The organism is Nonomuraea corallina (genome assembly GCF_027620315.1).
In the GTDB taxonomy this organism is placed as follows: domain Bacteria; phylum Actinomycetota; class Actinomycetes; order Streptosporangiales; family Streptosporangiaceae; genus Nonomuraea; species Nonomuraea corallina.
Window position 1 is genome coordinate 50,368 of the sequence record NZ_JAPNNL010000018.1, and the last position, 13,715, is coordinate 64,082.

At 74.2% G+C, this 13,715-nt stretch carries 12 protein-coding genes; 9 read left to right on the forward strand and 3 right to left on the reverse strand.

Translation table 11 applies throughout. From position 1 onward, the window contains the following. Positions 1-5 precede the first annotated feature (5 nt). A complete protein-coding gene (locus tag OUY22_RS07435) occupies positions 6-350 on the forward strand; it encodes a hypothetical protein (RefSeq protein ID WP_270154049.1) in 345 nt (114 codons plus the stop codon). A gap of 21 nt (positions 351-371) precedes the next feature. Here OUY22_RS07435 and OUY22_RS07440 read toward each other — a convergent pair whose 3' ends face one another. Further along, positions 372-1,949, reverse strand: coding sequence for an ABC-F family ATP-binding cassette domain-containing protein (locus OUY22_RS07440; RefSeq protein WP_270154050.1), 1,578 nt, complete (start codon positions 1,947-1,949; stop codon positions 372-374). A 354-nt stretch (positions 1,950-2,303) separates the two neighbouring features. Between OUY22_RS07440 and OUY22_RS07445 the strand changes: the two genes are divergently transcribed. From OUY22_RS07445 to OUY22_RS07455, 3 genes are all read left to right on the forward strand, one after another. Beyond that, a complete protein-coding gene (locus tag OUY22_RS07445) occupies positions 2,304-3,917 on the forward strand; it encodes an FAD-dependent oxidoreductase (protein WP_270154051.1) in 1,614 nt (537 codons plus the stop codon). Between the two features lie 343 nt (positions 3,918-4,260). Continuing rightward, positions 4,261-5,877, forward strand: coding sequence for a sulfatase-like hydrolase/transferase (locus OUY22_RS07450; protein ID WP_270154052.1), 1,617 nt, complete (start codon positions 4,261-4,263; stop codon positions 5,875-5,877). A 52-nt stretch (positions 5,878-5,929) separates the two neighbouring features. Then, positions 5,930-6,412, forward strand: coding sequence for a MarR family winged helix-turn-helix transcriptional regulator (locus OUY22_RS07455; protein WP_270154053.1), 483 nt, complete (start codon positions 5,930-5,932; stop codon positions 6,410-6,412). Here the strand turns inward: OUY22_RS07455 and OUY22_RS07460 are convergent. Continuing rightward, on the reverse strand, positions 6,409-6,801 hold the full coding sequence (locus OUY22_RS07460; RefSeq protein WP_270154054.1) for an STAS domain-containing protein: 393 nt from the start codon (positions 6,799-6,801) through the stop codon (positions 6,409-6,411). The two genes, OUY22_RS07455 and OUY22_RS07460, sit on opposite strands and share 4 nt — an antisense overlap. 184 nt (positions 6,802-6,985) lie before the next feature. Here OUY22_RS07460 and OUY22_RS07465 point away from each other — a divergent pair, with 184 nt between their 5' ends. Then, positions 6,986-8,035 carry an alpha-hydroxy acid oxidase gene (locus OUY22_RS07465; RefSeq protein WP_270154055.1) on the forward strand — a complete coding sequence of 350 codons (1,050 nt, stop codon included), beginning with the start codon at positions 6,986-6,988 and terminating at the stop codon, positions 8,033-8,035. On the opposite strand, the gene OUY22_RS07470 is transcribed toward OUY22_RS07465, so the two are convergent. Next, positions 8,007-8,570: a cupin domain-containing protein gene (locus OUY22_RS07470; RefSeq protein WP_270154056.1), complete on the reverse strand. Its 564-nt coding sequence runs from the start codon at positions 8,568-8,570 to the stop codon at positions 8,007-8,009. The genes OUY22_RS07465 and OUY22_RS07470 overlap by 29 nt on opposite strands. A gap of 79 nt (positions 8,571-8,649) precedes the next feature. Here OUY22_RS07470 and OUY22_RS07475 point away from each other — a divergent pair, with 79 nt between their 5' ends. The 4 genes from OUY22_RS07475 to OUY22_RS07490 all read left to right on the forward strand — a co-directional run. Further along, positions 8,650-9,972: an SWIM zinc finger family protein gene (locus tag OUY22_RS07475; RefSeq protein WP_270154057.1), complete on the forward strand. Its 1,323-nt coding sequence runs from the start codon at positions 8,650-8,652 to the stop codon at positions 9,970-9,972. Positions 9,973-10,006: 34 nt separating this feature from the next. Further along, entirely contained in the window at positions 10,007-11,347 is a 1,341-nt protein-coding gene (locus OUY22_RS07480; RefSeq protein WP_270154058.1) for a DUF5691 domain-containing protein, read from the forward strand. Further along, positions 11,344-12,408, forward strand: a complete 1,065-nt coding sequence (locus OUY22_RS07485; protein ID WP_270154059.1) for an ATP-binding protein — start codon at positions 11,344-11,346, stop codon at positions 12,406-12,408. Before OUY22_RS07480 ends, OUY22_RS07485 begins: the two co-directional genes overlap by 4 nt. Continuing rightward, a partial coding sequence (locus OUY22_RS07490; protein ID WP_270154060.1) for a DUF5682 family protein occupies positions 12,405-13,715 on the forward strand: 1,311 nt, incomplete at its 3' end. The genes OUY22_RS07485 and OUY22_RS07490, both read left to right, overlap by 4 nt.

A 13,715-nucleotide genomic window follows, 5' to 3' on the forward strand; every position in this document is an offset into this window, starting at 1 on the left:
TTCCTATGATCATCCGTACCTGGAGAGGCTGGACGCGAGCGGCCGACGCCGCCGACTACGAGGCCTACCTGATGCGCACCGGGTTCGCCGAATACACCGCCACCCCCGGCAACCGGGGCGCCTACTTCACCCGTCGCGACGCGGGGGAGCGCGCCGAGTTCTTCCTGATCACGATGTGGGACTCGTGGGAGGCGGTGAAGGCGTTCGCCGGGGAGGACCCGGCCGTGGCCGTCTTCTACCCCGAGGACGACCGCTTCCTGGTCGACAAGGAGCTGACCGTGGACCACTACGAGCTGTTCGCCAGTACGGGGGACGGGCCCCGGCCGCCGGACGCGGCGCCCGCCCCCTGACCGCCGGGGCCCGCGCGCCGTTCACCGCTCCTTCGACAGCCACCGGGTGACCTCCAGCGTCTCCAGGAAGGGCAGGTCGTGGCTGACCACGATCAGCGCTCCCCGGTAGGCCGACAGGGCCTGGGAGAGCTGGCGGACGCTGGCCAGGTCGAGGTTGTTGGTGGGCTCGTCCAGCAGCAGGAGCTGCGGCGGGGGCTCGGCCGACAGCAGCGCCGCCAGCACCGCGCGGAACCGCTCGCCGCCTGACAGCGTGCCCGCCGGCCGCTCCGCCCGCTCGCCCCGGAACAGGAACCGCGCCAGCCGCGCCCGCACCTCGTTCACCGGCGCGGACGGCGCGAAGCGGCGCACGTTGGCGAGCACGCTCAGCGAGTCGTCCAGCAAATCGAGCCGCTGGGGCAGATAGCCGGCGCGGACCGGGCCGCCGCCGGCGATCCGCTTCAGCAGGGTCGTCTTGCCGGAGCCGTTCGGGCCGATCAGGGCGATCCGCTCGGGGCCCCGGACGACCAGCTCCTCGACCGGCTCGCCCTCGCCGTCCGGGCCGCCGCGCAGCTCGTACAGGCCCGTCAGCCCGGAGAGGGTCAGGACCGTGCGGCCGGCCGGGACCTCGGTCTCCGGCAGCGTGACCCTGATCTCGTCGTCCTCGCGCAGCGCCTGCTCGGCCTCGGTGAGGCGGTCGCGGGCCTGGTCCAGCCGCTCGGCGTGGGTGGCGCGGTGCTTGCCCGCCGACACCTGCGCGGCCCGCTTCCGGGCGCCCATGACGATCTTCGGCTCGCGCTTGTTGGCGTTCATCTTGTTGCCGTACCTGACCCTGCGGTCCAGCTTGGTGGCCGCCTCCTCCAGCTCGCGCCGCTGCCGGCGGACGTCGCCCTCGGCGGCGCGGATCGAGCGCTCGGCCGCCTCCCGCTCGACCTCCAGCGTCTCCTCGTACGCGGTCAGGTTCCCGCCGAACATCCGCACCGTGCCGTCCCGCAGGTCGGCGACCTGGTCGACGAGGTCGAGCAGGGTCCGGTCGTGACTGACCACCACGAGCACCCCGGACCACGACCGGACGGCGGCGTAGAGCCGGCGGCGGGCGTCCAGGTCCAGGTTGTTGGTCGGCTCGTCGAGCAGGAGCACCTCCGGGCGGCGTACGAGGAGCGCGGCCAGCCCGGTCAGGACCACCTCGCCGCCGGACAGGGTGGCGGCGGTGCGGTCCAGGTCGAGGTGGCCGAGGCCGAGCCGGTCGAGCTCGGCCCGGGCGCGCTCCTCGATGTCCCAGTCGTCGCCGATCACGGTGAAGTGCTCGGCGGCGGCGTCCCCGCTCTCGATGGCGTGCAGGGCGGCGCGCTGCCGGGTGATGCCGAGCAGGTCGGCGACGGTGCTGCCGGTGGCCAGCGGGAGGTTCTGCGGGAGATATCCGACCTCGCCGGCCACGCTGATCGTGCCGGAGGACGGGCGCAGCTCGCCGGCGATCAGCCGCAGGAGGGTCGACTTGCCGGATCCGTTGACGCCCACCAGGCCGGTGCGGCCGGGACCGAAGGCGACGTCGAGGTCCGACACGACGGGCGTGCCGTCGGCCCACTCGAACGAGATGGCGTCACAGACGATGGAGAAAGACATAAGGGCGGCTCCCAGACGTGTCTAGCGATTTCGGGACACGTGGAGACACCGCGCGGGCGCAGGCCATGAAGACCGGAAGGGAGGATCGCGGGCCGGAGTCGAGGCGATCGTCTGAGGTCGGGCGTGCGCACAGCGAAGGTGGCGCGGCGTCTCGGCCTCAGATCTCCAACAGGATCACCTCAGGGGTCGGCGACAAGGACCCCCGTACAGTACCCGCTCCGGCCCGGGTGATCAAACGGTTTTTCGCCGAGGGGTGGAGCCAGTTGCACCCCCGATGTGCATCTGGGGTCATTCCCGCGGCGGGCCGCGCCCCCTAGCGTCGTGGACAGGCGTTCACGAGTCGAGGGGGTCGACATGAGCGAGGTCACACGCCGGGCGTTCATCGGCGCAGGCGCGGCGGTCGGCGGCGGGGCCGTGGCGGGCGGGGTCGCGGGCGGGCTCGCGCCGCCAGGCCGGGAGGAGCCGCCGTTAGGGCCCGTCGTGGTGCGGCCGGGGGACCCGCGCTACGAGGACCTGGCCGTACGCAGGACCAACGAGCGCTTCCGGCACGAGCCGGAGTACTTCTGCCTCGCCACCACCACCGAGCAGGTGGTCCAGGCGGTCCAGGACGCCGTGCGGGCGGGCAGGCGGGTGACGGTGCGCAGCGGCGGCCACTGCTACGAGAACTTCGTCGGCGACGGCGCCCAGGTCGTCATCGACCTGTGCGAGATGTCCGGCGTGTCCTTCGACAGGAAGCGCGGCGCGTTCGCGATCGAGGCAGGCGCCACGCTGATGAGCGCCTACCGGACGCTCTACCTGGGCTGGGGCGTGACCGTCCCCGGCGGCCAATGCGGGGGCGTGGCCGCCGGGGGGCACATCGCGGGCGGCGGGTACGGGCCGCTGTCCCGCCGCGACGGGCTCACCGTCGACCACCTGCACGCCGTCGAGGTCGTGGTCGTCGACCGCGACGGCCGCGCCCGCGCCGTCGTCGCCACCAGGGACCCGGCCGACCCGAACCACGACCTGTGGTGGGCGCACACCGGCGGCGGCGGAGGCAACTTCGGCATCGTCACCCGCTACTGGATGCGCGACCCGCGCGCCCGCGGCGACGACCCGGCCACACTGCTGCCCCGGCCGCCCCGTGCCGTCCTGTCCGGACTGGCCCTCTGGTCCTGGGACGGGATGGACCGCGCCTCGTTCCGCAGGCTCCTGCGCAACTACGCCGACTGGCACGTCCGCAACAGCGGCCCCGGCAGCCCGTACCTGTCCCTGTGGGGCTCGCTGCTGATCCCCGGCAGGCAGGCGGGCGCCGACTCGGGCGGCATCGTCATGCCCACCCAGATCGACGCCGGCCTGCCCGACGCCGAGAAGCTGCTGCGCGACCACTTCGCGTTCGTCGCCGAGGGGGTGGCCCCGCCGCAGTTCGTCCCGCCGCTGGTCCGCCAGCCCTGGTTCGAGGCCGTACGGGAGCTCTCGCTCGGCGCGGACGCCGAACAGGGCCGTTACAAGGGCAAGTCGGCCTACCTGCGCGAGCCGTTCACCGACGAGCAGGCCGACGTGGCCTTCGACCACCTCCACGAGCCCGGCGAGATCTCCTCCGCGGGCCTGCTGTGGCTGCTGTCGTACGGCGGGAAGGTCAACACCGTGCCGCCGGAGGCGACCGCCACCGCGGAACGCCGGTCGGTGCTCAAGGCGCTGCACCTGGTCACCTGGCAGGAGGGCCAGGACGGCGACGCCCGCGTCCAGTGGGTGCGCGACCTGCACCGGAGGACGTTCGCGAGCACCGGCGGCGTCCCCGTCCCCGGCGGCAACCGCGGCGGCGCCTACATCAACTACCCCGACACCGACCACGCCGACCCGGCCTGGAACACCTCCGGCGTGCCCTGGTCCACGCTCTACTACGGCGGCAACTACGCCCGCCTCCAGCGCGTCAAGCGCCGTTACGACCCCCGCGACGTCTTCCGCCACGCCCTGTCGGTGCGGCCGTAGCGGACTCCGGCGGGCTTCGCGTGCCCGGGGGCGCGAAGCCGGCCGGCGCGATCTCCGGGTTCCCGGGTGTGGAGCGGGAGGGGCATGCTTCACTACGGAGACAAGGATCACTGAGCGCGGCCGAAAGAGGTGAGCGACTGGCGCGACAAGATCGAGAGCGGTACCGTCGTCGCTGGCCGCCCGTTGTCCCCAACGGACGAGCCGCCTCCCGAGCCCCAGGAGATCTGCAAGCTCCGGGACCACTGCCGACGAGCGCCCTGGTTTCCTCCGGCTCCGGCGGAGTCCCCTTGCCGTTTTCCGGTGCTTCGCATGTCGATCTCACACTGCGTCAAAGGTGTCCTGCATGATCCCCGCTCCCTCGCGTCGGACCCTCCTGGCGGGCGCGCTCGCCGGTCTGTCCGTCCCCGTCGCCGCGTCATCGGCGCAGGCGGCTCCCGCGTCCCGGCCCAACTTCCTGATCATCCTCGCCGATGACCTGGGCTGGGCCGAGATCGGCATCAACGGGCAGAAGAAGATCGCCACTCCGGCGATCGACCGGCTGGCCGCCGAAGGGGTGCGCTTCGAGGCCGCCTACGCGGGGGCGCCGCTCTGCGCGCCGTCGCGCTGCTCCCTGCTCACCGGCCTGCACGCCGGGCACGCCACCGTGCGCGAGAACCCGGACGGCGGCCCCCAGGGCGCGCTGGTCGAGGCCGACCTGACCTTCGCCGAGCTGCTCCAGCTGTCCGGCTACCGCACCGCGTGCATCGGCAAGTGGGGGTTCGGGCCCGAGCTGCCCGGCCAGCCGTCCCACCCGAACCAGCGCGGCTTCGACGAGTTCTACGGCTACATCACCCACCGCCACGCCCACCAGTACTACCCCCGCTACCTGTGGCACAACGCCGGCAAGGTGGCGCTCACCGGCAGGGCGTACGCGCCCGACCTGTTCCTGCGGCAGGCCGTCGACTTCATCAAGCGGCCGTCCGACAGGCCGTTCCTGCTCTACTTCCCGACGAACCTGCCGCACGCGCCGAGCGAGGTCCCCGGCAACGCCGGACAGTACAAGGACAAGCCGTGGACCCGCGCCAACCGGCGCCACGCGGCCCAGGTCACGCTGCTGGACTCGTACGTGGACAGGCTGGTGGACGCGCTGCGCGAGAGCGGCAAGGCGGCGGACACGATCGTGCTGTTCATGAGCGACAACGGCCCGCACCGGGAGAAGGGCGTGACTCCCGGCCTGTTCGACTCCAACGGCCCGTTCCGCGCCGGCAAGCGCGGCCTGTACGAGGGCGGCATCCGGGTGCCGCTGATCGCCTGGTCGCCGAAGCTGCGTCCCCGGGTGGAGACGCGGCCGGTGGCCTACTGGGACCTGCTGCCGACGCTGGCCGACCTGGCCGGCGTGCCGGCGCCGGACGGGATCGACGGCCGCTCGTTCCGGGGGATGCTGCGCGGCGGCGACGGGCCCGATCACGACCATCTGGTGTGGAACCGGCCGCGCAGGGCGCAGGCGATCCGCCGCGGCCGGTGGAAGGCGATCAGGTTCTCGCCTGGCGTCGCGGGCGCGGGCCCCGAGGGCAGGATCGAGCTGTACGACCTCGACACCGACCTCGGCGAGCGGAAGGACGTCTCGGGCGAGCGGCCGGAGCTGGTCAGCGAGCTGATGGGGCTGCTCGACCAGTCGATCGGCCCGGACCCGCGCCGCCCGTACGGGCTGAGGATGGCCGCGTCCGGCGACCAGGTCACGGTGACGCTGGTCAACGGCTCGGCGGTCACGTGGCGGCGGGTGCGGCTGGCGATCGGCCTGCCCCGTGGCCGCCGGGTGACCTCCCGCCGCGAGGTGGCCGAGCTGCTGCCGGGTGAGGAGATCAGCGCGACGTTCCGGGTTCCCGGGCACGGGATGGTCACCGGGTCGGCGGCCTTCCGCACGGGCAGCAGGCGGCACACGTTCCGCCGGACGTACAACCATCAGCGCAGTCTTGTGTGAGATGTCCCGATAAGTCGGAAGCCTCTGCGATAAAGCGTGTACAAAAGGGGCTATGTCAGAGCGGGCGGACGACCTCGCCGCGGTGACCTCCGCGGTGCTGACGGCCACCCGCCTGCTCGTCGGCATCGCCGCCCGCTCGCTCGGCGCGGTCGCGGAACGGGTCACGCTGCCGCAGTTCAGGATGCTGGTGGTGCTGGCCACGCGGGGACAGACCAAGCTCGTCACGATGGCCGAGCTGCTGAACGTCAACCCCTCCACCGCCATGCGGATGGCCGACCGGCTGGCCGCGGCCGGCCTGGTCGTGCGCGAGGTCAACCCGCTCAACCGCAGGGAGAGCCTGATGCGGCTCACCCCTGAGGGCCGGCGCGTCGTCGACGAGGTGACCGCCCGCCGCCGCGCCGAGATCGCGGCCATCGTGGCACGCATGTCGCCCGAGCAGTGCCGCTCCCTGGTCACGGCCATGAACGCCTTCAACACGGCGGGCGCCGAGCCTCCCGAGGCAGGCCCGCACCCGCTGGGCTGGCCCGAAGGCTAGGACGTGATCGGCCGGGGCAGCGCCGCGATGGCCTCCGGCACCGTGTCGTACGTGCGGAAGCGCCTGCTCAGGCCCGTGAGGGTGAGCACCCGCCGGATGCGCGGATGGAGCTCGCACAGGACCAGGACGCCGCCGGACGCCTCGGCCCCGGTCAACGCCGAGATCAGGACGCTGAGGCCCGAGGAGTCGCAGAACTCGACGCCTTTCATGTCGACGACGACCCGCGCCGGCTCACTGCTCGCGACGGCCTCGGCCAGACCGCGGCCGCACTCGGCGGCCGTCGCGATGTCCAGCTCGCCCGACAGGCTCAGGACCGTGGCGCCGTCGACGGGGGTGATGACGCAGGAGAAGCCGGGGTGCACGTCTCCGCCCTCCAGAAAGTGTGACATTTCACCCTTGGATCACCATTGCATAATGCAAGGGATTCTTGCCGTACCCACGATATGGCACGTACATGCGCCGAGTCCCGCTAATATCTCCGCCGCGGGCCGGCGAAGGTGACGCCGCGCGACGCCAGCGTACGTCCTGAGACAGACGATTGCCAGGTCCGGCCTTTGCCGTCACATTGGTCGGGTGGAACCCGTCAACCTCCGCGAGTACGAGACGGCCGCCAGGGACAAGCTCGACCCCGGCCTCTACGGCTACTTCGCCGGCGGGGCGCAGGACGAGGTCACGCTCGGCGCCAACGAGGCGGCGTTCCGCCGGCTGATGCTGGTGCCCCGGGTGCTGACCGGAGCCGGCGAGCCCGCACTGGACCTCACCCTCCTCGGACGGCAGACGTCGATGCCGGTGCTGGTGGCGCCCAGCGCGTTCCACCGGCTGGCGCACCCGGAAGGAGAGCTGGCCACCGGCCGGGCCGCCGCGCAGGCCGGCGTCATCATGATCAACGCGATGCTGTCGACCGTCGCCATGGAGGACGTGGCGGCCACCGGCGCCACGCTCTGGTTCCAGCTCTACCTCCAGCCGGACCTGGGCTACACCGAGCAGCTGGTGCGGCGGGCCGAGGCGGCGGGCTGCCGGGCGCTGGTGATCACGGTCGACTCGCCCGCGCTGCGGACCGGCGAACGCGCCAGGAGCGCGCTGCTCGACCTGCCGCCCGGCCTGTCGTGCCCGAACCTGGGCGGGGCCGGCGACATCCGGCAGGTCACGCTCTCCCCGGAGATCTCGTGGCGGCACATCGACTGGCTGCGCGGCGTCACGTCGCTGCCCATCGTCCTGAAGGGCATCCTGCACCAGGCCGACGCCGCCCTGGCCGTCGCGCACGGCGCCGACGCGGTCATCGTCTCCAACCACGGCGGCCGCCAGCTCGACACCGCCCCGGCCACCATCGACCGCCTCCCGCTGATCGCCGAGGCGGTGGACGGTCGCGTGCCCGTCCTGCTCGACGGCGGCGTGCGGCGCGGCACCGACGTCGTCAAGGCGCTCGCCCTGGGCGCGACCGCCGTGGCGATCGGCCGGCCCGTGGTCTGGGGGCTGACGACGGCGGGCGCCGACGGCGTCGCCCACGTGCTGGCGCTGCTGCGCGCCGAGCTGGCCAACGCCCTCACCCTGTGCGGCCTCGGCTCGGCCGGTCAGGTGCCGCGCGACCTGGTGGTCAACGACGGTCCGGCGGCAGGGCGGTGAAGTCCGCGAACGTGAACCCCGGCGACACCACGCAGCTGACCAGCACCTCCCGCTCCTCCGCGGGCCGGGCCGACTGCCACACCCCGGCGGGCACCACCGCCTGCGGCACCTGTCCGCGCTCCACGTCGGGGCCCAGGACGACGCTCTCGTCCCCGATCACCAGCCGCAGCGGGCCGCCCCGGTGCCACAGCCACACCTCGTCGGAGCGCACCATGTGCGGCACCGACTCCTCGCCCGGCATCAGCAGGAAGTAGATCCCGGTGGCGCTGGCGCGGTCCCCGTCGTACCCGTCCGGCCGGAACGTCACCCCCGACCGCCACGTCTCCCTGAACCAGCCGCCCTCGGGGTGCGGCAGCAGGTCGAGCGCCGCCGCGACCGGCGGCCGCGGCACGAACCCCACCGGCGCCCCGGTCACGTCGCGCCGCAGGAACCGCGTCCGGTCGAGCACGAGCTGCCCCTCCAGCCCCCGCGCCAGCGCGTCCGCCTCGTCGGCCACCTCGAGGACCGGCCCGTCCGGGTAGATCATCAGCTCCATCCGGCGGATTGTACGGGGCGCCTGCCGGTCGCACGCGGCCGGTCGCGGAATGTCGGTCGGCGTGGCTAATGTGCGGCGGGTGATCGAACGGTGGAGCCGTGATCAAGTCCTGTCGCTCGCCCCCGACGCGTCCTCCCGCAAGGCGGCCCAGGGCGTCGCCGCCGCGGGCAAGTGGCGGGTGCGCGGGGTGACGGGCGAGGTGCTGTTCGGCGAGTGTCAGGGCAGCGGGGCCTCGCCCTACCAGGCGTGCGTCGACCTGAGCGAGCCCGCCTTCCGGTGCGGCTGCCCGAGCCGCAAGTTCCCCTGCAAGCACGCGCTGGGGCTGTTGCTGCTGTGGTCGGCCGACGGCGTGCCGGAGACGGACGAGCTGCCGGCCTTCGCGTCGGAGTGGCTGGCCCAGCGGGATGCCCGCGCCGCGCGCTCGGCCGCCCGCCTCGACGCCGCCCGCGGGTCGTCTCGCGACGGGACGTCTTCCCTCGAGGGGGCGTCTTCCCGCGACGGTGCTTCCTCCCATGACGGCGGGTCACCGCGGCATGCGCGGGTCGCGGCCGGGCTGGCGGAGGTGGAGCGGTGGCTGGCCGACCAGATTCGCCAGGGCCTGGCCACGGCCGCGCCGCACGACTGGGAGGGCCTGGCCAAACGCCTCGTCGACGCCCAGGCGCCCGGGATGGCGGGCACGGTCGCCAGGCTCGCCCGCGTCAGGGAGGAGGACGAGTGGCCGGGCCGGCTGCTGGAGGAGTACGCCCTGCTCCATCTGCTCGCCGTCGCCTACCGCAGGCGGGCCGAGCTGCCCCCCGGCCTGGCCGAGACGGTGCTCATGCGGGTCGGCTTCCCGGTCACCCGGGAGGAGGTCCTGGTCCGCCCGGCGGTCCGCGACCGGTGGGACGTCCTCGGCCTGCGCGACGAGGAGCAGGACCGGCTCACGGCCCGCCGGGTCTGGCTGCGCGGCCGGGAGACGGGCCGCGCGGCGCTCGTGCTGTCCTTCGCCCCGTCAGGCCAGCCCCTCGACGCCTCCCTGGTGACCGGCACCACGATCGACGCCGACCTCGCCTTCTATCCCGGCGCCGCCCCGCTCCGCGCCCTGGTGGCCCGCCGCCACGGGTCCGAGCCTTGCGCCGCGACGGGTCCACCGCCAGGGGCGGGCGTCGCCGAGGCCCTGGAGGAGGTCGCCGCGGCGCTGGCCGCCGACCCGTGGACCGAGTCCTGGCCGCTCGTGCTGACGGGCGTGGTGCCCGGTGAGGACACGCTGGCCGGGTTCCCGCTGCTGGCCTCCTGGCGCGGGGTGTGGCGGCTGCTCGCGGTGTCCGGCGGGCACCCGGTGACGGTCGCCGCCGAGTGGACGCCCCGGGGGCTGCGCCCGCTGACGACCTGGGACGCTGACGGGACGGTGGTGATCCTGTGAGGAGCGCGACGCGGAGGTGGACGGTGAGCACCCCATGAGCGACTGGGCGGACCTGGCCTCGACGGCCCTCGTCGGGACCGATCGCCGGCCGTACCCCGGAGACCTGCTCGCCGCCGCCGCGGTGGAGACGGCGCGGCGCCGGGCCGGGCGGCGGCCCGCCGAGAGCGGGGCGGGCGAGGCGGCCCCCGAGGAGGAGCAGGAGCCGATCGGCAGGCGGGCCGCCGAGCGGCTGGTCCGCATCGTGGGCGGCGAGTACGAGCGGCTGCTGCCCGAATGGCTGGCCGGCGCCGCAGCCACCGGCCGCCGAATGCCCGCCCACCTGCTGCCCGAGCTGCTCGAACGCGGCCGGTGGGACCGCTCCGTGCGGGCGCATCTCGGGATGCTCGCCGGGCGGCGCGGCCGGTGGCTCGCCGCCCGCAACCCGGCGTGGGCGTACCTCCTCGACGAGCCGACCGGCGAGACGTGGGAGCTGGGCGGCGCCGCCGACCGGCGCGCCCACCTGCGGCGGCTGAGGAGGCGTGACCCCGCGGAGGCGAGGCGGCTGCTGGAGAGCACATGGGAGCGCGAGACGCCCGACGACCGGGCGGCCTTCACGGAGATGCTGGCCGACGGGCTGTCCATGGACGACGAGCCGTTCCTGGAGTCGGCGCTGGACGACCGGCGGCGCGAGGTCCGCCAGGAGGCCGCCAACCTGCTCACCCGCCTGCCGGAGTCGCGGCTGTCGCGGCGGATGGCCGAGCGCGCCCGCGCCTGTATGACCGTCGGGCCCGCCGTGATCCTCGTCGAGCCGCCCTCGGGCTGCGACAGGGCGATGGAGCGCGACGGCATCAGGGCCAAGCCGCCGCGCGGGTTCGGCGAGCGGGCCTGGTGGCTGCAGCAGGTCATCGCCCGCGCGCCGCTGTCCCTGTGGGGCGAGCCGCCCGAGAGCCTGCTGGCCCGGCGCGTCCCCGAGTGGGACGGCGAGGTGAAGGCCGGCTGGGTGCGCGCGGCGGTGCTGCAGCGCGATCCGGCGTGGGCGCGGGCGATGTTCGCCTGGGATCCGATCGCCGACCTGCTGGAGGCGCTCGGCCCCGGCGAGCAGCAGGAGCTCGCCGCCGGCTTCACCCGGGCCCACGACCTCGACAGTCAGTTGATCATGGTGCTGGGCGGGGTGTCGCCTTCCTGGCGCGAGCCCCTCGCCTCCGCCGTCCTGCACAAGATCGTCAAAGTGGCCGCCACCCAGCCGTGGAACCTCGACGAGCTGGTCCGCCTGGCCGGCGAGCGCATCGACCCGGGCCTGGCCCCGCTGGCCGAGAGCTACTCGCCCGCGCCTTCCGTCCAGCAGGTGGCCGCCCTCCTGCGCTTCCGCGCCGAGATGTTCAAGGAGCTGACATGACCGTTCTGCGTCCCCACGCGGAAGACCAGCACGCCGACGAGCTGGCCCTGCTCGCCAAGGAGGACGACCGGCCGCGCCCGCCCGGCTGGAAGCTCTCGCCGTGGGCGGTCACCACCTACATCCTCGGCGACGGCGACCGCGTCACCCCCAAGTACGTCGGCGCCCGCCGCATCGTCGAGGTGGCCGTCGCCACCCTGGCGACCGACCGGGCGCTGCTGCTGCTCGGCGTGCCCGGCACCGCCAAGACCTGGCTGTCGGAGCACCTCGCCGCCGCCATCAGCGGCGACTCGACGCTGCTCGTGCAGGGCACCGCGGGCACCGCGGAGGAGGCCATCCGGTACGGGTGGAACTACGCGCGGCTGCTGGCCGAGGGCCCTTCCCTGGAGGCGCTGACCCCGTCGCCGGTGATGCGGGCGATGGCCGAGGGCCGGGTGGCCAGGGTCGAGGAGCTCACCCGCATGCCGTCCGACGTGCAGGACGCGCTGATCACCGTGCTGTCGGAGAAGACGCTGCCGATCCCCGAGCTCAACCGCGAGGTGCAGGCCGAGCGCGGCTTCAACGTCATCGCCACCGCCAACGACCGCGACCGCGGCGTCAACGAGCTGTCCAGCGCGCTGCGCCGCCGCTTCAACACCGTCGTGCTCCCGGTCCCCGCCACCGCCGAGGAGGAGGTCGACATCGTGGCGCGCCGCGTCGCCCAGCTCAGCCGCTCGCTGGCGCTGCCCGAGACCGCCACCGCGCTGTCGGAGATCCGCCGGGTGGTGACCGTCTTCCGCGAGCTGCGCGCCGGCCTGACCGAGGACGGCCGCACCAAGGTCAAGTCGCCCAGCGCCACGCTCTCCACCGCCGAGGCCATCTCGGTGCTGACCAGCGGCATCGCCCTGGCCGCCCACTTCGGCGACGGCGTGCTGCGGCCCGCCGACGTGGCCGCCGGCCTCGTCGGGGCCGTGGTGCAGGAGCCGGTGTCCGACCGGGTGGTGTGGCGCGAGTACCTGGAGACGGTCGTCCGCGAGCGGTCCGACTGGCGCGACTTCTACCGCGCCTGCCGCGAGGTGTCATGAGTCACGTCGCCGTCCTGGGCGTCCGCCACCACGGCCCCGGCTCGGCCCGCGCCGTCCGGGCCGAGCTCGAACGCCTGCGCCCCGGCGTCGTCCTCGTCGAGGGCCCGCCGGAGGCCGACTCCCTCGTCCACCTCGCCCCCGACCTCGAACCTCCGGTCGCGTTGCTGGCCCACGTCCCGGGCAGCCCGTCCAGCGCCGCCTTCTGGCCGTTCGCCCGCTTCTCCCCGGAGTGGCAGGCGATCCGGTACGGGGCCGAGGCGGGCGTCCCGGTCCGCTTCTGCGACCTGCCCGCCGCCTGCACCCTCGCCGAGCCCCGGGAGCCCCGGGAGCCCCGGGAGCCCTCGGACGCGCGGGACGACTCCGTACGGATCGATCCCATCGGGGCGCTGGCGGGCGCCGCCGGCTACGACGACCCCGAGCGGTGGTGGGAGGACGTGGTCGAGCACCGCGGCGACACCCCGTTCGAGGCGATCGCCGAGGCCGTGGCCGCCGTCCGCGAGGGGTACGTGCCGGCCGGGCGGGAGGCCAGGCGCGAGGCGTACATGCGCAGGACGCTGCGTGCGGCGATCAAGGAGGGGCACGAGCGGATCGCCGTGATCTGCGGGGCCTGGCACGTGCCCGCGCTGACCGGGCCGCTGCCGCCGGTCAAGGACGACAACGCCGTGCTGCGCGGCGTGCCCAGGGTGAAGGCAGACCTGACCTGGGTGCCGTGGACCTACGGGCGGCTGGCCTGGTGGAGCGGCTACGGGGCCGGTATCACCTCGCCCGGCTGGTACGACCACCTGTTCACGGCGCCGGACCGGCCGATCGAGCGGTGGCTGGCGAGGGCGGCGGGGGCGCTGCGCGACGAAGGGCTGGCGGTGTCGCCGGCGCACGTGATCGAGGCGTCACGGCTCGCCCACGGGCTGGCGGCGCTGCGCGGGCGGCCGCTGGCCGGGCTCGGCGAGGTGACCGAGGCGGCCAGGGCGGTGCTGTGCGAGGGCGACGACCTGGCTGTGGAGCTGATTCACCGGCGGCTGGTGGTCGGCGACCGGCTGGGGCGGGTCACCGACGGCACCCCGATGGTGCCGCTCCAGCGCGACCTGCGTGACCGGCAGCGCGCGCTGCGGCTCAAGCCGGAGGCGCTCGACCGGGAGCTGGACCTCGACCTGCGCAAGCCGCTCGACCTTGCGCGCAGCCACCTGCTGCACCGGTTGCGGCTGCTCGGGGTCGGGTGGGGTGAGCCGGGGGAGGCGCGGGGCAAGGGCACGTTCAGGGAGACGTGGCGGCTGCGCTGGGAGCCGGAGTTCGACCTGACCCTGATCGAG

What these genes read in the sequence shown, in the direction of transcription:
- OUY22_RS07435 (WP_270154049.1), top strand. Translation starts at nt 6, where the DNA reads ATGATCATCCGTACCTGGAGAGGCTGGACGCGAGCGGCCGACGCCGCC.
- OUY22_RS07440 (WP_270154050.1), bottom strand. Translation starts at nt 1,949, where the DNA reads ATGTCTTTCTCCATCGTCTGTGACGCCATCTCGTTCGAGTGGGCCGAC.
- OUY22_RS07445 (WP_270154051.1), top strand. Translation starts at nt 2,304, where the DNA reads ATGAGCGAGGTCACACGCCGGGCGTTCATCGGCGCAGGCGCGGCGGTC.
- OUY22_RS07450 (WP_270154052.1), top strand. Translation starts at nt 4,261, where the DNA reads ATGATCCCCGCTCCCTCGCGTCGGACCCTCCTGGCGGGCGCGCTCGCC.
- OUY22_RS07455 (WP_270154053.1), top strand. Translation starts at nt 5,930, where the DNA reads ATGTCAGAGCGGGCGGACGACCTCGCCGCGGTGACCTCCGCGGTGCTG.
- OUY22_RS07460 (WP_270154054.1), bottom strand. Translation starts at nt 6,801, where the DNA reads ATGTCACACTTTCTGGAGGGCGGAGACGTGCACCCCGGCTTCTCCTGC.
- OUY22_RS07470 (WP_270154056.1), bottom strand. Translation starts at nt 8,570, where the DNA reads ATGGAGCTGATGATCTACCCGGACGGGCCGGTCCTCGAGGTGGCCGAC.
- OUY22_RS07480 (WP_270154058.1), top strand. Translation starts at nt 10,007, where the DNA reads ATGAGCGACTGGGCGGACCTGGCCTCGACGGCCCTCGTCGGGACCGAT.
- OUY22_RS07485 (WP_270154059.1), top strand. Translation starts at nt 11,344, where the DNA reads ATGACCGTTCTGCGTCCCCACGCGGAAGACCAGCACGCCGACGAGCTG.